Below are 18,457 nucleotides of genomic sequence, written 5' to 3'. Positions count from 1 at the left end.
CCGGTGAACCTGGAGACCCGGGTCGCCGGCACCGAGACCCTGAGCGTGCTGGAGACGGCGGCGTTGCTGCGGGAGCTCACCGCCGGCCTGATCGAGGTGACGGACTTCGACGCGGCGCTGGCGCGGCTGGTCGGGATCGCCCAGGCGGCCGTCGCCGGGGTCGCCTGGTGCGGTTTCACGGCGCTGCGGGCCGGCGAGCCGGCCGGGGTGGCCGCCTCCGACCCGGCCCTCGCGGGCCTGGACGACCTGCGCGACGGCCCCGACACGCCGGCGATGAGCGCGGTCCACCGCCGCGAGATGATCATCGCCGAGGACCTCGGGCGGGAGTCGCGCTGGCCGGCGTGGACGGACCGGGCCCGCCGGGCGGGGGTGCGGGGCGTCATCTCCGCGCCGGTCGACGTCGACGACCAGGTCATCGGTGCGATCAACCTGTACGCCTCGACGCCGGACGCGCTGACCACCCGCCACCAGCTCACGGCGATGCTCCTCGCCGAGCACGCCGGCCTGCTGCTGGCCGCCGTCCGGGGCCGGGAGCGGCGGGCCGCCGAGGCCACCGAGCGGGACGCCGCCCTGCTCGGCGAGGGGGTGGTCGGCCAGGCGATCGGCGTCATCATGACCCAGCGCGGCTGCCCCGCCCCGGAGGCCCTGGAGGTGCTGCGCAGCGCGGCGACGTCGCTGGACATCCCGCTGCGCGAGGTCGCCGAACGCCTGGTGGCCACGGTCGCCCGCCCCCGGGAGGGCTAGCTGCGGGGCCGGGCGGCCGGTGCGTGCGGCCACCTGCCTGTCGGCGATCCGACCGCCGGCCGTTTCCCCCTGGCGGCCGGCGGGTAGCACCCTGGACTGGTGAGCGGAAGCGACCAGGGGAGGGCGCGATGGAGAGCCGACTGCGGGTGCACGGGCATCCCATCCAACCGATGCTGGTGACGTTCCCGTTCGGGCTCTTCGTCAGCGCCACCGTCCTCGACCTGGCCGACGTCGTCGGCGGTCCCGCCTTCCTCGGCGAGGTCGGCTACTGGACCTCGGTCGCCGCGCTGGTGGCCGCCGCGCTGTCCACCGTCGCGGGGATGGTCGACCTGTGGGACGCCGCGGGCGACCGGACCCGCCGCACCAAGATCACCTTCAACCTGGTCAACGCGGCGATGGCCGCGCTGTTCCTGCTGACCTGCCTGATCCGGGCGCACTCGCCGCAGCGCGGCGCGACCGGGGTCATGCTCGCCGCCGAGCTGGTCGCGCTCGGGCTGGGCGGGGCCGGCGTGTGGCTCGGCGCCCGCCTGATGCGCCAGTTCGAGGCCGGGCACGCCGAGGCGGGCAGCCTCGACGCGCTGGGCCCGGTGGCGGGCTCCACCGTGGAGATCGTCCGGCCGCGCGCCTGAAACCCGGTTGTCCCGGCGGCCGGGCCCGACGATGCTTCCGCCCATGAGCGGGAAGCGGGGGTTCGAGGACCTGGTCGCCGAGGGCGCGTCCGTGCCGGTGCAGGGCTGGGAGTTCTCCTGGCTGCACGGGCGGGCCAGCGAGGAACGGCCGCCGTGGGGCTACACCCGCCTGGTGGCCGACCGGATGGCCCGGGCCGACGCGGCGCTGGACGTCGACACCGGCGGCGGGGAGGTCCTCGCCGAGGTGCCCCACGCTCCCCGGGTCCTGTTGGCCACCGAGGCGTGGCCGCCCAACGTCGAGGTGGCCCGGCGCAACCTGCGCGCGGTGGGCGCGACGGTCCTCCAGGTCGCCGAGGGCGGCGACCTGCCGGTGGCCGACGCCGCCCTGGACCTCGTGGTGAGCCGGCACCCCGTGCGCACCCGCTGGGACGAGGTCGCGCGGGTGCTGCGGCCCGGCGGGACGTTCCTGTCCCAGCAGATCGGCGGCGGCACCGTCCGGGAGCTGAGCGAGGCGCTGCTGGGCCCGCTGCCCCCGCCGCGGCGGCAGCTCCCCGGCCAGGCCGTCGCAGCCGCCGGGGCGGCCGGGCTGAGGGTGCTCGACCTGCGCGAGGCGACCCTGCGTACGGTGTTCCACGACATCGCGGCGGTGGTCTACTTCCTGCGCAAGGTGGTCTGGACGGTGCCCGGGTTCACCGTCGAGCGGTACCGGCCCCAGCTCGCCCGCCTGCACGAGCGGATCGAGGCCGACGGCGCGTTCGTCGCCCATGCCCGGCGGTTCCTGATCGAGGCGGTCCGGCCCGCCTGAGCCGGCCTGCCTGCGGCCGGCGTCGCCCGCGCCCCCGGGGATTGGCTCGGGTCAGCCGTGCGCCTCGGCGTGATGCGCGGCGAGCACGTCCGCGCCGAAGTCGCTTGCCGGGCGGCGCAGCACGGTGTGGGCGTGGTTGCCGTCGTCGGCGGTGTTGTCGTACTCGATCAGCAGGTCGTCGCCCTGCACCCGGTAGTAGTGGCGCTGCCCGGGCCCGGTGGGGCCGGCCCAGGCGAAGTGCAGCGCCCCGCCGGCGAGCCGGCGGGCCTCCCGGGCGGCCAGCTGCGGCGGCAGCCGGTCCAGGTACACGGCGACGAGTTGGTCCAGCATGGCCCGGCCGGAGGGGCCGAGCCGGTCGGCCGGCACCCCCAGCGGCGCGATCGGCCCGGCGACGCGCGGGCGGGTGGCGCTGACGATGTCGGCGGGGGCCTCGTCGGCGACGACCGCCGCCGCCCGTCCCGCCGGGCCCATGGCGTCGAGCAGGGCCCGGCCCAGGTCCTCCTCGACCCCGAGCGGCCGGGACACCGGATGCCCGGCGTGCCGGACGGCGGCCGGGTTGGCGCCGAGGAAGACGGGGGCGGGGGAGACCTGGTCGTCGACCACGGTCATGCTCACCGACAGGTGGTGCCCCTCGAACCGCCAGGCCCACCGGTCGTCGCGGGCCGGGTCGCCGAAGACCGCCACCCAGTAGTCGCCGCTGTGCCGCCCGCGCCGCCACCCCTCGGCCCGGTCGAGCACCTCCTCCAGCGCCACGACCGCCATCGCCTGCGCGTACGCCGCGGGGCTCAGGGCCGTGGCCAGCAGCCGGTGCGCGGCCTTGCGGCCCGCGCGGTCCAGGTCGGCCAGGCAGACCCCGGGGCGCGGCCGGGGACGGTACTCCAGCCACCGCCGGGCCGCCTCGTCGTCGAACCGGTGCGTGGCGCGCGCCCGCGCCGGCCCGTCCAGCGCGCCGAGCAACGCGACGCCGGCCGCGCGCATCTGTTGGGGTAGGGGATCGTCCACCGACCCTGTATACCCGGCGGCGCGCGGTCCGCGCGCCACGGGCGGGGCCGGCGCGTCGCCTGATAGCTTGCCGGGCCGACGCGGGAGGGGTCGATGGGCGACGACAGGGTGTACGTGGGCAAGGCGGACGTGGACGGCCCACGGGAGGGCGGCTGGCTGCTGGGCCACTTCATGCCGGAGGGCGACGTGCGGCGCAGCGGCGACGTGGAGGTGAAGTGGGGCGTGCACGCGGCGGGGGAGGCCCGCTCCCGGTGGGCCACCGGCGAGCGGCGTACCGCGCTGCTGGTGCTGGTCAGCGGCGGCCGGTTCCGGGTCGAGCTGCCGGACCGCACGGTGCTGCTCGCCGAGCCGGGTGACTACGTGGTGTGGGGCCGGGGCGTGGACCACTGCTGGTACGCCGAGCGCGAGTCGGTGCTGCTGACCGTGCGCTGGCCGTCGGTGCCGGGCTACCGGGTGGAGCCACCGGTGCGCCGCTGAGTCGCCCGCGGACCCGCTCGCCTCCCAGCATGTGGTATTACCTACTAATCCTATAGGCTTTACCTTCTATGCTGTCGGGGCACAATCCGCCCGATCCCGTGAGGTCCCGCATGGTAGTCAGCCGCCGCCGCGAGCCCGACCTGCTCGCCGTCGCCGCCCGGTACGCCGCCGACCCGGCCGGCTGGCCGGTGCCGCTGCGCTTTGACCCCGAACAGCGGTGGTACGCCCGCCTCGCGGTTGCCGACGACCACGAGGTCTGGGCGCTGAGCTGGCTCCCCGGCCAGGGCACCGACCTGCACGACCACGGCGGCTCCTCCGGGGCCTTCCTGGTCGTGGACGGCGTCCTCACCGAGGAGACCGTCAGCGGCGGCCGGCTGCGCCCGCACCGCCTCGCCGCCGGGGCCGGTCGCCGCTTCGGCGCCCGGCACGTGCACGTGGTCACCAACCGCGACGACCAGCCGGCGGTCAGCGTGCACGTCTACCGTCCCGCGTTGACCCGGATGACCCGCTACCGGCTCGTCGACGGCCTGCTGCGGGTGGCCGAGGTCGCCGAGGCCGGCGTCGCGTGGTGACACCCTTGACGGCGACTCCGACGACGCCTCCGACTTCGACTTCGACCACGACTCCGACGACGACTTTGACCGGGCGGACGGCCGCCCGGCGTCCCTGGAAGGACCCGACCATGCCGCACCAGCCCGCCCGCGCCCAGAGCTGTCCACCTCCCGTGCCGCCACCGGGCTCCCGGGGCATCGACGAGATCCTCGCCGAGGCGCGCTCCCGGCTGCGGCGGCTCGACCCGGAGCAGGCGCACGTGGCGTACCGCGAGGGCGCGCTGCTGGTCGACATCCGGCCGGCCGGGCAGCGCGCCGCGCACGGCACGGTGCCCGGCGCCCTGGCGATCGAGCGCAACGTCCTCGAGTGGCGCTTCGACCCCCGGTGCGCGGCCCGGCTGCCCCAGGCGGTCGGCTACGACGTGCCCGTGGTGGTGCTGTGCCAGGAGGGCTACACCTCCTCGCTCGCCGCCGCCGCGCTCCAGGACATCGGCCTGCACCGCGCCACCGACGTCGTCGGCGGCTTCGCCGCCTGGCGCATCGCCGGCCTGCCGACGCTCGGCCCGGCGCCCATGCCCCCGCCCCGTTCCCCGTCCGTCGCGCCGCCGGTGACCGCCGGCCGGGCGCACCACTGACCGTCGCGCCCCACCGGACGCGGCGGTCGGCACCGCCATCCCAGGAGGCACCATGTCCGTCGTCGCCATCTCCTCGCGCCCCCACCCGCCGGGCCGGACCGAGCGGGCCCCCCAGTGCCGCCCCGACCGCGCGCCGGCAGGCCGGGTCGACCGGGTCCCGTCGCCGGGACACGCCCGGTCGGTACCGACACTGACCGTCACCGTCGAACTCGCCCCCGGGCAGCTGACGCCCCGCCTCGCCCGCCTGGTCGAACTGCTCGGTGAGCTGGCCGAGTCGGGCGAGGGCACGCTGCTGGCCGGTCCCGTGGACCAGGACCGCCGCGCGCCGGAGCCGTGGGCCCCGGCGGAGCGCCGGCCCCGCCCGGTCGAGTTCCGGCCGGCGCAGGCCGACCCGGTGGGGCCGCGGGCGGTCGTTTCCCGGGTAGCCGCCGCCCCGCCGCCCCCCGAGGACCCCGACGAGGTACGCATCCTGGCCGCCTCGCGGGTGGTGCGACAGGGCGCCCGGGTCATCCCGCTGACCCGCATCGAGTTCGACCTGCTGCACTTCCTGGCCGAGCATCCCCGCCGGGTCTTCACCCGGATGCAGTTGCTCAGCAACGTCTGGGGCTACGAGCACGCCGTCGCCCGCACCGTCGACGTCCACGTGCGACGGCTGCGCGCGAAGCTCGGCGCCGCCACCCCGTTGGTCACCACCGTCTACGGTGTCGGCTATCGGCTCGCCGACGAGGCGCGGGTCAGCGTCGACCCGCACCGCTGAGGCGTCCGCCGGCCCGTCGGCGACGCGGCGCACCCCGGAACCGGGGTGCGCCGCGTCCGCGTGTCGGACGTCCGCGCCGCCTGGCCGGTCATCCTCCGGTCCGGCCGCGACCGGCGGGCCGCACGGGGTACCCCCGTATCCCACGATCTTGGTGGCTCTGCTGTAATCATCAGACCTCGTACGCAGAGCGAGCATCCGGCTCCGATGTGTTCGTCAATTGTCACATTCATGCAACGTAGCCGCCCCTTGACCGCCAGGTGGGCGCCGGGAAGCATCGATGCAGCGGCGTCCCGGGCCGTGGGGAGATACCCGGACCAGCCAAGGAGGACCATGTCGGTCAGCCCCGCATCGCCGCGCGCCGGATGGCATACGTCCCAACCCGCGGTTCCCGGCCGACCCCCCGGTGGCCAGCGCCGTCCCGTCAACGGCACCACGCCCGTGCTCACCGTGACCCTCAGCATCCCCCTGGCGGCCGAGGAGACCCTGACCCCGGCGGCCCGTCGCCTGCTCGACGCGGCGCGGGAGATGCTGGAGCGGGGCGAGGGCGTCGTCACCGCCGGCCCCGCCCCCGAGCGGCGGCCCGACCAGGCGTCCGCCGGGCGCACGCCGCCCCGCCCCCTGGCCCCGACCATCCCGGCGTTGCACATCCTGGCGTCGTCCCGGTCGGTGCTGCGCGACAACGAGCCGCTGCCCCTGACCCGGCTGGAGTTCGACCTGCTGCTGCACCTGGTCGCCCACCCCCGGCGGGTGTTCACCCGGCTGCAACTGCTCAACGCCGTCTGGGGCTACGAACACGCCGGCGTCCGCACCGTCGACGTGCACGTGCGCCGGCTGCGCGGCAAGGTCGGCGTGGACGTGCCGTTGGTCACCACCGTCTACGGTGTCGGCTACCGCCTCGCCGACGACGCCCGGGTGACCATCGACCGCAGCGGCTGACGGCCCCACCCGCCCGGCCAGCGTCGCGTCCGGCTCCACCCGCCCGGCCCGCGTCGCGTCCGGCGACCGGGCACGATGGTCGGATGCGCGTGCGTCCCATCACCCCCGAGCGACTCGTCACCGAGCTGACCGAACGGCTCGTCGCCGCCGACCCGCCCGGCCGGCTTCGCGTCGCGGTGGACGGCGCCCCGGCAGCGGCCCCCGACGAGCTGGCCGCCGCGCTGGTCGACCCGCTGCGCGCCCACGGCCGCCCGGTGCTGCACGTGCGGGCCGCGGACTTCCTCCGCCCGGCCTCCGTGCGGCTGGAGTACGGGCGGACCAACCCCGACGCCTACTACGAGGGTTGGGTCGACGAGCCCGGCCTGCGCCGCGAGGTCCTCGACCCGGCGGGGCCCGGCGGTTCGGGCCGGATCCTGCCCTCCCTCTGGGACCCCCGCACCGACCGGGCGAGCCGGGCCGGGTACGTCACGCTGCCGCCCCACGGCGTCGTCCTGGTCAGCGGGGCGCTCCTGCTCGGCGGCGGGCTCCCCGTCGACCTCGCCGTGCACCTGGAGCTCTCCCCGGCCGCCCTGGCCCGCCGCACCGACCCGGCGCTGCGCTGGACCCTGCCGGCCTTCGCCCGCTACGCCGAGGAGGTCGCCCCGGCCAGCTTCGCCGACGTGGTGGTCCGCGTCGACGACCCCCGCCGCCCCGCCATCGTGGAGCCGGACGCCGGCCGGTGACACCCGGCCGTACGGCCCAGGGCGCGGCCCCGGGGGTGCGGGCCGCAGATTCCAGAAATTCGGTGGTTTGGCGCGGCTGCACCCGGGGTAATCGCCCGGCTCACAGAGCGCGAGTGATCTCCACCCGCGGCACACCGCGACCGGGCCGGGCACCACCCCGGCGTACCAGCCAGGAAAGGCAGGCAGCGATGCTCGTCCACGACACGGTAGCCACCGGCCGATCGCAGGCGGACACCGACCAGATCCGGGCGTCCCTGCGGGCCCGCTACGACGAGCTCTCCGCCGAGTACGAGCAGGCGGTGCTCCAGAGTCAGGTGCTGCGCCTGGTGGAGGTCGGCGACACCGCCGGCGACGACCAGGCCGACAGCGGCACCAAGACGGCCGAGCGGGACACCGCGCAGTCGCTGCTGCGCACCATCCTCGACCGCCGGGCCCAGTTCGAGCGGGCCCTGAGCCGGCTCGACGAGGGCACGTACGGCTTCTGTGAGGGCTGCTCGGCCCCGATCCCCGTGGAGCGGTTGGAGATCTTCCCCTCCGCCACCGCCTGCGTCACCTGCAAGCAGAGCCGGGAGCGGCGGGCCGCCTGAGGCGGTGCCCTCCGGTTGCCGGTCGGTAGTGGACGCGGTGCGCCCCACCCATGGGTGAGATCAGGGTGGGCACCGCGTCCTGGACCGACCGGACCCTGCTCGACTCCGGCTGGTATCCACAGACGGCGGACACCCCGGAGAAGCGCCTGTCCTACTACGCCACGCAGTTCCGGCTGGTCGAGGTCGACGCCACCTACTACTCGCCCCCGGCCGAACGCACGGCGCGGCTGTGGGCCGAGCGCACCCCGGCCGGGTTCACCTTCAACGTCAAGGCGTTCAGCCTGCTGACCGGGCACCCGACGCGGGTCTCCGCGCTCTACAAGGACCTGCGGCCGGAGACCGGCAAGCGCAACGTCTACCCCGGCGACCTGCCCGCCCAGGCGTACGAGGAGGTGTGGACCCGGTTCCTGTCCGCCCTCGACCCGCTCGTCGAGGCGGGCCGGCTGGGCGCGCTGCTGTTCCAGTTCCCGCCGTGGTTCACCATCAAGCGGGACAACAAGCAGTACCTGCTGGAGGTGGCCCGCCGGTGCGCGCCCCTGCGGCCGGTGTTCGAGTTCCGGCACGCGTCCTGGTTCGCCGGGGACAACCGCGACGAGACGCTCGGCTTCCTGCGCGAGCACGACCTGGCGTACGTCTGCGTGGACATGCCCCAGGGCCACCGCTCGTCGGTGCCCCCGGTGCTGGCGGCCACCGCCGATTTGGCCGTGGTCCGCTTCCACGGCCACAGCGCCAGGTGGACCAGCAAGGACATCCACGAGAAGTTCGGCTACGACTACTCCGACCGGGAGCTGCGCGACTGGGCCCCGAAGCTGCGCGCGCTCGCCGACGACGCGGGCGAGACGCACGTGCTCATGAACAACTGTTACCGGGACTACGCCCAACGTAACGGCCAGCGCCTCCAGTCCCTCCTGGACGCCGGCCCCTGACGGGCCCGGTCTCTCGCGCGGGGTCCAAGATCGCGCTCGATCCGGGAAGGAGTGGCATCACCCCGGGCCAGGAGCCACTCTTTCCGCGATCGAGCACGATCTTTCCGCGCTGCCCCACCCCGACGTCGCCGGCCACGCCGCGAAGTCGCCGGCCACGCCGCGAATGGGAGATCTTGGAAACGGACGGCCCCTCCGGGGGCCGAAATCTTCCAAGATTCGCCGCGGCTCGTCGCCGTTGCTTCAGGGGCAACTGGGGGCAGGGGGTCTGAGCCGGGTCAGCTCGCCTCGACGCCGCCGGCCCGGAGGATCTGCCTGACCCGCTCGCGGGTCTAGCCGGTGGCCCGGACGATGTCCACCTGGCGCATGCCGTTGCGGGCGGCCTCGACGATGGCTCCCGCGAGGCGGGACCGTGCCGTGGCGATGTTGCCCCTGACCCGCCGCCGGGGTCAGCTCGTCTCGCCGGCCACGCTGAACGAGCGGAGCCGGTCGATCGCCAGCAGGGTGAAGCCCACGCTGATCAGCGCGCTCATCGCCGCCGCCACCGGCACCGACACGTCGCCCAGCAGCAGCTCCGTCGGCGCGATCCGGTCGGCGAGGGTGATCACGTACTGCTGGATGGAGAGCACCCGGGTGCCGCTGACGACGCTGCCGAGCAACCCCTCCCAGATCAGCACGTAGACCAGGCCGAGCAGCACCGGCCGGCGGGTGAGCAGGCTGAGCGCCAGGAACAGCGCCGAGTACGCCAGCGCGCCGACCGCCGACGCGGCGGCGAGCGCCAGGCCCAGGCGTGGGGAGTCGGCCAGCAGGCCGGCGGCGTAGAGCGGCACGGCGACGGTGACCGCGGTGACGACGGTGGCCACCGCCAGCTTGGGCAGCACGATCTGCCAGCGGGGCAGCGGCTTGGTCAGGATGTGCACGACCGTGCCGTCGTCGATCTCGGCGCCGAGCACGCCGGTGCCGACGATCAGGGCGACGACCGGGAGCACCACGGCCAGGCCGAGACCGACCAGCACCGGCGGGCCCCAGTCGCGCGGGGCGACCCCGAGCGACCGGGAGAGCACCGCCAGGCCGACCAGCACCAGGGGCAGCGGCAGCAGCAGGAGGAAGCGGCGACGCCCGAACAGTCCGCGCAGGGTGAGCCAGGAAACGGTAGACATGGGGTTCAGGCCTCCACCAGGTAGGAGAAGACGCTCTCCAGGGATTCGTCCTCGGGCACCAGTTGGCGCACCCGGACGCCCTCCCGCAGCGCGATCTTCGGCAGCATGCGGGTGAACGCGCCGTAGTCGCCGGCGCGCACCGTCAACCCGGCGCGGCCCAGCTCGACGCCCGTCACCGACGCCTCGGCCATCAACGCGACGGCGAGCGACCGGTCGTCGGTGGAACGCACGGTGAACACGTGCGGCCGGTTGGTCATCAGCCGGCGGATGGTGCGGAAGTCACCGGAGGCGGCCAGCCGGCCGGCGACCATCACCTGGACGGTGCCGGAGACCTGCTCGACCTCCTCCAGGATGTGCGAGCTGAACAGGATGGTGTGGCCGGCGTCGCCGAGGCGGTGCAGCAGCTCCATCATGTGCAGCCGCTGCCGCGGGTCCATCCCGTTGAACGGCTCGTCGAGCAGCAGCACCTGTGGCTCGTGCACCAGCGCGGCGGCCACCCGGGCCCGCTGCCGCATGCCCTTGGAGTACGTGCCGATCCGGCGGTCCTGCGCGCCCTCCAGCTCCACCAGGGCGATCGCCCGGCGGGCCGCCGCGGCCGGGTCCGCCAGCCGGTGCAGCTTCGCGCTGGCCAGCACGAACTCGTACGCGGTGAGGAAGGTGTGCACCGCCTCCCGCTCGCTGACCAGGCCGAGCCGGCGGTAGACCTCGGGGTTGCGCCAGGTGGGCCGCCCGCCGAGGGTCACCATCCCGCGCGACGGGGCCAGGAAGCCCGCCATCATGTGCAGCAGGGTCGTCTTGCCCGCGCCGTTGGGGCCGAGCAACCCGGTGACCCCGGGGCCGAGGCTCATGCTGACGTCGTTGACGGCCACCACGTTGCCGTACCAGCGGGAGACGCCCGCGAGGTCGAGGGCGCTGGCGACGGCCGTGGGTGTCCCCGTCGCCCGGGCGGCGCTGGTCGTGGTCATCGGGCGGCCACCTTCCGGTATCGACGCAGCAGCAGGGCGACGCAGCCGGCCACGAGCAGCACGGCGGCGACCGCGTAGACGGGGCCGAAGCCGCCGATCGGGACTCCACTCTGGCCCTCGGAGACCAGCAGGTCACCGAGCGCCCAGGAGCCCACGCCGCCCACCAGCGTCGACGGCGAGGCGAGGAAGGCCAGCTCGTTGACCGTCCGCGACGGCATGACCGACAGGGTGCCGACGACCGGCGTGGTCATCAGGAACACGGCAACGATCCCGCCGGCCGCGAACGCCCGCTTGCCGCTGAGGGAGGCGACCAGCAGCCCGACCGAGGCGAAGACCGCCGCCCACAGCCCGGCGTAGAGCAGGCTCGGCAGCAGGTCGAGCAGTTCCTCCGCGACGCCACTCATGCCGTCGCCGGTGCTGAAGGCGGCGCCCAGGAACATCACGAACTGCGGCCCGCCGAGCAGCAGCCACAGCGCGGTCGCCAGCGCCAGCAGCTTGGCCAGCGGGTAGTCCGCGCGGGGCAGCGGCCGGGAGAAGTAGAGCGGCAGCACCCCGCTGCGCAGGTCACGAGAAACCAGCTCGGGCGCGGCCACCGCGACGAAGAAGATGACCAGCCAGCTCATGTTGTCGGCGAACTGGGCGTACGTCATCACCGCCTCGCCGATCTGGGCGCGGATGGCGGTGAGGGCGGCGGCGACCGCCGTGACGATGCCGACGACCAGCCAGGGGAAGATCTTGGCCTTCGCGCTGCGCCCCAGCCCGAACGCCGTGCGCAGGCCGTGCAGGTAGAGCGCGCCGAAGACGGCCCGGCGGCCCAGCCGGGGGCCGGTGTACCGCTGGTAGCCGATGTCGTGGATGACGCCGGTCGGCTCAGGCATGGCTGGGCTCCCTCGTGGCGAAGAGTTCGGCCACCCGGTGCCGGCGCTGGTCGAGCCGGTGCAGCGGCAGGTCCAGCTCGGCGACCGCGCCGAGGATCAGGTCGTAGGTGGCGTCGTCGACGAGCTCGACGAGCAGCAGCCGGCCGTCCCGGCGCACCGGCAGGCCGAGCGCGCCCAGCCGGGCGGCCAACTCCTCGGTGCCCTCGCTGACCTCCACGGCGAGCACGTCGGTGGCGGAGGTCATGGCGGAGATGTGGTCGGCGCGCAGCAGCCGCCCGCCGTCGATGGCGACGAGGGTGTCGCAGATGCGTTCCACCTCGCCGAGCAGGTGCGAGCAGACCAGCACGGAGATGCCGAACTCGGTGCCGATGCGGTGCACCAGGGTCAGCATCGCGTCCCGGCCGGCGGGGTCCAGGCCGTTGGTGGGCTCGTCGAGCAGCAGCAGGTCGGGGTCGTGCACGAGGGCCTGGGCGAGCTTGACCCGCTGCTTCATGCCGGTGGAGTAGCCGCCGACCGGGCGGTAGCGCTCCTCGTAGAGGCCGACGTGCCGCAGCGCCTCGGAGGCCCGCTCGCGGGCGACCGTACGCGGCAGGCCGCTGACCCGGCCGAGGTGGGTGACCAGTTCCGCGGCGGAGAGGTCCGGTGGCAGGGCGTCGTGCTCGGGCATGTAGCCGACCCGGGCGCGCACCCGGGCGGAGTCGGTGGCGGGGTCGAGGCCGAGCACCCGGGCCCGGCCGCTGGTCGGGGTGAGGAGACCGAGCAGGATCTTGATCAGGGTGGACTTGCCGGCGCCGTTCGCGCCGACCAGCCCGATGATGCCCGGTTCGACCGCGACGGTCAGGTCGGCCAACGCCGTGACCCCACCCCCGTACGTCTTGGTCAGCGACTCGGTCGCGATGAGTGTCACGCCGTACAGCGTAGGGAGCGGGGGTCGCCTGTGGCCGGCCGCCCGCCCCGGGCGGATCCCTGAAGTTTGCGGCCGGCTTCCCCTAGGGTCCCGGGGCCGCGCCGCCAGGAAGGTCACCCGGATCGGGTGAGCCGGCGTCATCCTCGCCGGCCGCACCATGGGCGTGTGCGTGTCCGGTGCCCGGGGCCGGTCGGCGGGTCCGTGGCCGGCGCCGGCAGACGTGGGCGCGACGGCGCAGACAGGTACGGAGGTGCGGAGCATGACGGTTCGGGACACGGTGGCGCGGCGGCGCGGCCGGGTGCTGCACGTGGTCGGGTCACCCGGTGGCCCGCGCCCCGGTCGGGCGTGGCCGGGCCGCAGGGGACTGACCTCGCAGTGGCGGGGCCCGGCCGGGCCGCCGCGCCGCGAGGACGACCGACGCTGAACGACGACCCGACGCTGTACGAAGACCGACGCTGTACGAAGACGCGACGCTGTACGAAGACCGACGCTGTACGAAGACGCGACGTTGGACGACGACCGACGGTGGAGGGCACCGACGCCGGACACGACCGACCTAACGGGGGTGGGCAGATGGCTGAGCAGTTGATCTCGGCGTTCGAGAGTTCGCTGGACAAGACCAACCTGATCCTGAAGGACATCGAGGCGGCGTACGGCTGGCCGAAGGAGCAGCGCAACCAGTCGTACGCGGCCCTGCGCACGGTGCTGCACCTGCTGCGCGACCGGCTGCCGGTGCAGGAGAGCGCGGAGTTCGCCGCGCAGTTGCCGGTGCTGCTGCGGGGCATCTACTTCGACGGCTGGCAGCCGTCGGACGTGCCGGTCAAGCTGAACCGGGACGACTTCCTCTACGAGGTCCGCCAGGGCTTCCCGTACGACGTCGAGGGCGGCCCGGAGCGGGTGGTCCAGGTGGTGCTGGACACCCTGCGCCGGCACGTCACGCAGGGGGAGTGGGAGGACGTCCGCTCCACCATGCCCCGGGACCTGGCCCAGCTCATGCCCTGACGACCGGTCACCGGCCGGCCGATCCCGACACGGGTCGGCCGGCCGGCCGCGTCGCATCCGGCGCGGGCACCCGCACCGGGCGGGCGGGTGGCTGCGCGCCGACGGTGAGGCCGTGCAGCACCGCCACGGCGGCGACCGGGAACAGGGCGGCGACGGCGAACCCCGGCCCGAAGCCCAGCCCCGCCACGGCCAGCCCGAACAGCGGCGGGGTGGCCGTGGCGGCCACGTTCTGCACCACGGTCTGCGTGCTGGTGGCCCGGCCCGCCCAGCTCGCGGGGGCCACGTCCACGACGGCCGCGTACGCGACGCCGTGCCAGCTCACCGTGGCGACGAGCGCGATCAGCAGCAGCGGGGCCGCCGGCGGGGCGTGCAGGGCCTCGGCGAGCGCCAGGGCCCCCAGGGCGGCGGCGGTGCCGGCGGCGATGACCCGCAGTGGCCGCAGCCGCTGGGCGCACCGGTCGGACCAGCGGCCGGCGAGCACCCGCGCCGCCGCCGCGACGAGCTGCGCCCCCGCGATCAACGGCCCGGCGGTACGCACCGGCCAGCCGCGTTCGGTGACGAGGTAGTCCAGGGCGTACGCGCCGACGACGAACTGCGCCACGACCAGCAGGGCGCTCGCCCCGTGCACCCGCCACAGCGTCGGCGACCGGTACGGCGACCGACCGCGCGCACCGTCCGTGCCGGTGCCCGGCGAGGCGGCGGTGGTCGGTCCCTTCGTGGGCCTCGGCCCGTCGACCAGCAGCAGGGCGGCCACGATCCCGGTCAGCGCGGAGACCGCGGCGGCGACCAGCAGCGCCAGCCGTGGGCCGCCGGAGTCGGCCAGCACCGGCAGGGCCGCCGAGGCCGCCGCCACGCCCAGCGGCTGTGACGTCTGCCGGATGCCCATCGCCAGGCCCCGCTCGCCGGGCGCGAACCACCCGGTCACCACCCGGCCGCTGGCGGCGTACACGGCGGAGCCGGCGGCCCCGGCGAGGGCCAGCAGCACGAACAGGGCCGGGCCGGCGGCGTGGGCGGCGGCGCCCAGGAACGCGGCCCCGCCGGTCAGGCCCAGGCCGATGACGAGGCGCTCGCCCCGCCGGTCGGCGAGGACGCCCCAGCCGATGAGGGCGAGCACCATGCCGAGGCTGGGGCAGGCCACGAGCAGGCCCAGCTCCCACAGCGGCAGGCCGGTGGCGCGGCGCAGCGCGGGCAGCAGGAACGGCAGCCCGTACAGGTAGAGGGTGCCTGCGGTCTGCGCGGCGGTGCCGATGCCGAGCATGACCCACCGGCGGGAGTCGGCCATAGGGCGAGGCTAGCCGCCGTCCCGATATTAGGGACGACTATCCCGCGATGCGGGAGACGGGGTCGAGCTGCGCGGTGCCCGTCCGCCTGGTGCGGGCGCGGCGGGACCGGTCGGTTGACGGCCGGCGTCGATGCTGACAGGATGTCGGGAGCGCTCCCATCGTCTCGTCGTCGCCGTGGCTGGCGACCCGTACGAAGGACAGGGAACGCATGCGCATCCACCACCACATCGGCCGGCGCACCCGGTCCGGCCTGTTGGCCGGGCTGCTCGCCGCCGCCAGCGCGCTCGCCATGGGCATCGCCGTCGCGCAACCCGGCACCGCCGAGGCCGCCGCCAGCCTGAGGAGCCTCGCCGACGCCAAGGGCCGCGACATCGGCTTCGCCCTGGACCCCAACCGGCTCTCCGAGAGCCCGTACAAGCAGATCGCCGACGCCGAGTTCAACCTCGTCGTCGCCGAGAACGCGATGAAGTGGGAAGTCACCGAGCCCAACCGCAACCAGTTCTCCTTCGGCCAGGGCGACGCGGTCGTCAACTACGCCGTGGGCAGCAACAAAAAGGTGTACGGCCACACCCTCGTCTGGCACAACCAGATGCCCGGCTGGACGTCGAACCTCTCCGGCTCCGACCTGCTCGCCGCGATGAAGAACCACATCGCCGCGGTCGCCGGCCACTACAAGGGCAAGGTCTTCGCCTGGGACGTGGTCAACGAGGCGTTCGCCGACGGCGGCTCCGGCGGACGTCGCGACAGCATCCTCCAGCAGCGCATCGGCAACAGCTGGATCGAGGAGGCGTTCCGCGCCGCCCGCGCCGCCGACCCGGACGCGAAGCTGTGCATCAACGACTACAGCACCGACGGCATCAACGCCAAGAGCACCGCCATCTACAACCTGGTCCGGGACTTCAAGTCCCGGGGCGTGCCGATCGACTGCGTCGGCTTCCAGGCGCACCTGATCATCGGCCAGGTCCCCGGCGACATGCAGGCCAACCTCCAGCGCTTCACCGACCTCGGCGTCGACGTGCGGGTCACCGAGCTGGACATCCGGATGTCCACCCCGGCGAACTCCTCCAAGCTGGCCACGCAGGCAGCCGACTACAAGAAGGTCGTCAACATCTGCCTCGCCGTGGCCCGGTGCCAGGGCGTCACCGTCTGGGGCATCACCGACAAGTACTCCTGGATCCCGGGGACCTTCCCGGGCGAGGGCGCCGCGCTGATCTGGGACGACAACTACGCGCCGAAGCCCGCGTACCAGGCGGTCGCCGAGGCCCTCGGCGGCGGCACCACCCCCACCACGCCGGCGCCGACCACGCCGGCGCCGACCACCCCCGCGCCCACCACGCCGGCCCCGACCACGCCCGCCCCGAACGGAAGCTGCACGGTGACCTACGTGCCGAACTCCTGGGGCAACGGCTTCACCGCCGAGATCCGGATCCGCAACGACGGCCCCGACGCCGTCAACGCCTGGAGCTTCGGCTTCTCCTTCACCGCCGGCCAGCAGGTCACCAACGCCTGGAACGCCACCGTCAGCCAGTCCGGCACCCAGGTGCTGGCCCGCAACGCCAGCTACAACGGCACGGTGGCCGTCGGCGGCACGGTGAGCTTCGGCTTCCAGGGCACCCACACCGGGTCCAACCCGTCGCCCACCAGCTTCACGTTCAACGGCAGGGTCTGCGCCAACGGCTGACCGCCCGCGTCCCGCCGGCACACCGGGCGAAACCGGGCGTGCCGGCGGGCGACGCCGTCTACCGTGTGGTTAGAGAAGATCGCGCCGGGGGTACCACCCGTCGCACGACGAACCCCCGCCGCGCGGCGGGGCGGGAACTGGCGAGGGAGCACCGCATGGCACTCAACGACGACGACATCCAGACGACCAGCGGCGGCGGCCTGGAGGGCCCGGCCGACGGCGGTGCCACCCCCGGTCAGCAGGATGGTGGCGCTGACGGTGGCGCGGAGGGTCCGGCCGACGGCGGTGCCACCCCCGGTCAGCAGGATGGTGGCGCTGACGGTGGCGCGGAGGGTCCGGCCGACGGCGGCGCGACCCCCGGTCAGCAGGATGGTGGCGCTGACGGTGGCGCGGAGGGTCCGGCCGACGGCGGCGCGACCCCGGGCCAGCAGGACGGTGGCGCCGACGGCAGCGCCGCCTGACGCCTCGCGATGACGATCACCGACCCGCCGGGCGGCCACGGCCGCCCGGCGGTCCCGGCTACCGCCGCCCGCGCCCTCGCGCGGTGCGTCGCCGTCGAGCCCGGCAAGTTCGCCGCCGCCCACTGGGGCCGGGCGCCGCTGCTGTCCCGCGCCGCCGAGCTGCCCAACGCCGACGGCTTCACCGACCTGCTCAGCCCCGCCGACGCCGACGAACTGCTCAGCCGGCGCGGGCTGCGTACCCCGTTCCTGCGCATCGCCAAGGACGGCCAGCTCGTGCCCGCGGCGCGCTGGACCGGCGGCGGCGGCGCGGGCGCCGAGATCGGCGACCAGGTCCTCGACGAGCGGGTCCTGGAGCTGTACGCCTCCGGCGCGACCCTGGTGCTCCAGGGCCTGCACCGCACCTGGCCCGCCCTGGTCGACTTCGCCCGCGACCTCGGCGTCGCCCTCGCGCAGCCGTTGCAGGTCAACGCCTACCTGACCCCGGCCGGCAGCCAGGGTTTCGCCACCCACTACGACACCCACGACGTCTTCGTGCTCCAGGTCGACGGGCGCAAGCACTGGCGCATCCACCCGCCGGTGCTGCCCGACCCCCTCGAACGCCAGCCCTGGGGCGGCCGGGCCGACGAGGTCTCCGCGACCGCCCAGGGCCCCGCCGCGCTCGACGTGGTCCTCGAACCGGGCGACGCGCTCTACCTGCCGCGCGGCTGGCTGCACAGCGCCCAGGCCCAGGAGACCAGCTCCCTGCACCTGACCGTGGGCATCCGGGCGCTGACCCGGTACGCCATCGTCGAGGAGCTGCTCGCCCTCGCCGCCGCCGACGCCCGGCTACGCGCCGGCCTGCCGTTCGGCACCGACGTGGCCGACCCCGACGCGATCGAGCCGGAGCTGACCGAGACCGTCGAGGCGCTGCGGGACTGGCTGCTGCGCGCCGACCCGGCCGCCGTGGCCGCCCGGCTGCGGGAACGGGCCTGGCCGGCAGCCCGGCCCGCCCCGATCCGGCCCCTCGCCCAGGCCGCCGCGCTCGCCGCCGTCGACGCCGACACCCGGCTCGCGCCCCGGCCGGGGCTGCGCTGGCGGCTCGACCCGACCGGGGACGACAAGGTCGCGCTGCGCCTGTTCGACCGGGTGCTCACCCTGCCCGCCGGCTGCGCGCCGGCGCTGCGCGCGCTGCTCACCGGCGCGGTGAGCCGGGTCGGTGACCTCCCCGGCCTCGACGACGACGCCGACCGGGTCGTCCTGGCCCGCCGGCTGCTGCGCGAGGCGATCGCCGTTCCTGCGGGGTAAGGAAGGGCACCCTGTTAACGCTTTCGGTATAGCAGGGGCCCCTTCCTAACCGCCGGGCGGGGAGGAGC

Annotated in this window: 22 protein-coding genes; 16 read left to right on the top strand and 6 right to left on the bottom strand. The window is 75.0% G+C overall.

Translation table 11 applies throughout. From position 1 onward, the window contains the following. Window positions 1-3: 3 nt before the first annotated feature. From ACFYWL_RS05310 to ACFYWL_RS05300, 3 genes are all read left to right on the top strand, one after another. Entirely contained in the window at window positions 4-744 is a 741-nt protein-coding gene (locus ACFYWL_RS05310) for a GAF and ANTAR domain-containing protein (protein ID WP_386967625.1), read from the top strand. Window positions 745-872: 128 nt separating this feature from the next. After that, complete coding sequence (locus ACFYWL_RS05305; protein ID WP_386967622.1) at window positions 873-1,373, top strand: DUF2231 domain-containing protein; 501 nt, start codon at window positions 873-875, stop codon at window positions 1,371-1,373. 43 nt (window positions 1,374-1,416) lie between these two features. Next, window positions 1,417-2,178, top strand: a complete 762-nt coding sequence (locus ACFYWL_RS05300; protein ID WP_386967621.1) for a class I SAM-dependent methyltransferase — start codon at window positions 1,417-1,419, stop codon at window positions 2,176-2,178. Between the two features lie 51 nt (window positions 2,179-2,229). On the opposite strand, the gene ACFYWL_RS05295 is transcribed toward ACFYWL_RS05300, so the two are convergent. After that, window positions 2,230-3,180 (bottom strand): DUF3500 domain-containing protein, encoded by a 951-nt coding sequence (locus tag ACFYWL_RS05295; protein WP_386967619.1) that lies wholly within the window; start codon window positions 3,178-3,180, stop codon window positions 2,230-2,232. 93 nt (window positions 3,181-3,273) lie between these two features. On the opposite strand from ACFYWL_RS05295, the gene ACFYWL_RS05290 reads away from it, so the two are divergent. The 8 genes from ACFYWL_RS05290 to ACFYWL_RS05255 all read left to right on the top strand — a co-directional run bounded on the left by ACFYWL_RS05290 (window position 3,274) and on the right by ACFYWL_RS05255 (window position 8,771). Beyond that, window positions 3,274-3,657, top strand: coding sequence for a signal peptidase I (locus ACFYWL_RS05290; RefSeq protein WP_386967616.1), 384 nt, complete (start codon window positions 3,274-3,276; stop codon window positions 3,655-3,657). A 110-nt stretch (window positions 3,658-3,767) separates the two neighbouring features. Continuing rightward, a complete protein-coding gene (locus tag ACFYWL_RS05285; protein WP_386967614.1) occupies window positions 3,768-4,229 on the top strand; it encodes a cysteine dioxygenase in 462 nt (153 codons plus the stop codon). A gap of 110 nt (window positions 4,230-4,339) precedes the next feature. Then, complete coding sequence (locus tag ACFYWL_RS05280) at window positions 4,340-4,843, top strand: rhodanese-like domain-containing protein (RefSeq protein ID WP_386967611.1); 504 nt, start codon at window positions 4,340-4,342, stop codon at window positions 4,841-4,843. Between the two features lie 52 nt (window positions 4,844-4,895). Then, the gene (locus ACFYWL_RS05275; protein WP_386967609.1) at window positions 4,896-5,600 is read left to right on the top strand and encodes a winged helix-turn-helix domain-containing protein; all 705 of its coding nucleotides are present in this window, start codon (window positions 4,896-4,898) and stop codon (window positions 5,598-5,600) included. Window positions 5,601-5,930: 330 nt separating this feature from the next. Then, complete coding sequence (locus tag ACFYWL_RS05270) at window positions 5,931-6,536, top strand: winged helix-turn-helix domain-containing protein (RefSeq protein ID WP_386967606.1); 606 nt, start codon at window positions 5,931-5,933, stop codon at window positions 6,534-6,536. Between the two features lie 83 nt (window positions 6,537-6,619). Continuing rightward, window positions 6,620-7,258: a uridine kinase gene (locus tag ACFYWL_RS05265; protein WP_386967603.1), complete on the top strand. Its 639-nt coding sequence runs from the start codon at window positions 6,620-6,622 to the stop codon at window positions 7,256-7,258. Between the two features lie 188 nt (window positions 7,259-7,446). Continuing rightward, a complete protein-coding gene (locus tag ACFYWL_RS05260) occupies window positions 7,447-7,845 on the top strand; it encodes a TraR/DksA family transcriptional regulator (RefSeq protein WP_386967600.1) in 399 nt (132 codons plus the stop codon). A 50-nt stretch (window positions 7,846-7,895) separates the two neighbouring features. Beyond that, a complete protein-coding gene (locus ACFYWL_RS05255) occupies window positions 7,896-8,771 on the top strand; it encodes a DUF72 domain-containing protein (protein WP_386967598.1) in 876 nt (291 codons plus the stop codon). Between the two features lie 446 nt (window positions 8,772-9,217). Here the strand turns inward: ACFYWL_RS05255 and ACFYWL_RS05250 are convergent, their stop codons facing one another. From ACFYWL_RS05250 to ACFYWL_RS05235, 4 genes are read right to left on the bottom strand one after another with little or no spacing between them, the layout of a single operon-like run. Next, a complete protein-coding gene (locus ACFYWL_RS05250) occupies window positions 9,218-9,928 on the bottom strand; it encodes an ABC transporter permease subunit (protein ID WP_386967596.1) in 711 nt (236 codons plus the stop codon). 5 nt (window positions 9,929-9,933) lie between these two features. Then, a complete protein-coding gene (locus ACFYWL_RS05245; RefSeq protein ID WP_386967594.1) occupies window positions 9,934-10,893 on the bottom strand; it encodes an ABC transporter ATP-binding protein in 960 nt (319 codons plus the stop codon). Continuing rightward, window positions 10,890-11,771, bottom strand: a complete 882-nt coding sequence (locus ACFYWL_RS05240) for an ABC transporter permease (protein ID WP_386967591.1) — start codon at window positions 11,769-11,771, stop codon at window positions 10,890-10,892. Before ACFYWL_RS05240 ends, ACFYWL_RS05245 begins: the two co-directional genes overlap by 4 nt. Then, window positions 11,764-12,678: an ABC transporter ATP-binding protein gene (locus ACFYWL_RS05235; RefSeq protein ID WP_386967589.1), complete on the bottom strand. Its 915-nt coding sequence runs from the start codon at window positions 12,676-12,678 to the stop codon at window positions 11,764-11,766. The genes ACFYWL_RS05240 and ACFYWL_RS05235 overlap by 8 nt, the downstream gene beginning before the upstream one ends. Window positions 12,679-12,937: 259 nt before the next feature. Between ACFYWL_RS05235 and ACFYWL_RS05230 the strand changes: the two genes are divergently transcribed. After that, entirely contained in the window at window positions 12,938-13,102 is a 165-nt protein-coding gene (locus tag ACFYWL_RS05230; RefSeq protein ID WP_386967587.1) for a hypothetical protein, read from the top strand. Window positions 13,103-13,251: 149 nt separating this feature from the next. Further along, window positions 13,252-13,680, top strand: a complete 429-nt coding sequence (locus tag ACFYWL_RS05225) for a DUF2267 domain-containing protein (RefSeq protein ID WP_386967585.1) — start codon at window positions 13,252-13,254, stop codon at window positions 13,678-13,680. Window positions 13,681-13,687: 7 nt separating this feature from the next. Here the strand turns inward: ACFYWL_RS05225 and ACFYWL_RS05220 are convergent, their stop codons facing one another. Continuing rightward, a complete protein-coding gene (locus ACFYWL_RS05220) occupies window positions 13,688-14,962 on the bottom strand; it encodes an MFS transporter (protein ID WP_386967582.1) in 1,275 nt (424 codons plus the stop codon). Between the two features lie 209 nt (window positions 14,963-15,171). Here ACFYWL_RS05220 and ACFYWL_RS05215 point away from each other — a divergent pair, with 209 nt between their 5' ends. From ACFYWL_RS05215 to ACFYWL_RS05205, 3 genes are all read left to right on the top strand, one after another. Continuing rightward, window positions 15,172-16,644 carry an endo-1,4-beta-xylanase gene (locus tag ACFYWL_RS05215; protein ID WP_386967580.1) on the top strand — a complete coding sequence of 491 codons (1,473 nt, stop codon included), beginning with the start codon at window positions 15,172-15,174 and terminating at the stop codon, window positions 16,642-16,644. Window positions 16,645-16,799: 155 nt separating this feature from the next. After that, window positions 16,800-17,105 (top strand): hypothetical protein, encoded by a 306-nt coding sequence (locus ACFYWL_RS05210; RefSeq protein ID WP_386967577.1) that lies wholly within the window; start codon window positions 16,800-16,802, stop codon window positions 17,103-17,105. Window positions 17,106-17,114: 9 nt separating this feature from the next. Then, window positions 17,115-18,389: a cupin domain-containing protein gene (locus tag ACFYWL_RS05205; RefSeq protein WP_386967574.1), complete on the top strand. Its 1,275-nt coding sequence runs from the start codon at window positions 17,115-17,117 to the stop codon at window positions 18,387-18,389. The last annotated feature ends 68 nt before the right edge of the window (window positions 18,390-18,457 follow it).

The sequence above is a fragment of the Micromonospora sp. NPDC002575 genome, assembly GCF_042889525.1.
GTDB classification, from domain to species: domain Bacteria; phylum Actinomycetota; class Actinomycetes; order Mycobacteriales; family Micromonosporaceae; genus Micromonospora; species Micromonospora carbonacea.
The sequence above is the reverse complement of the archived record's forward strand: the minus strand, read 5'-3'. Positions and strand labels throughout refer to the sequence as shown.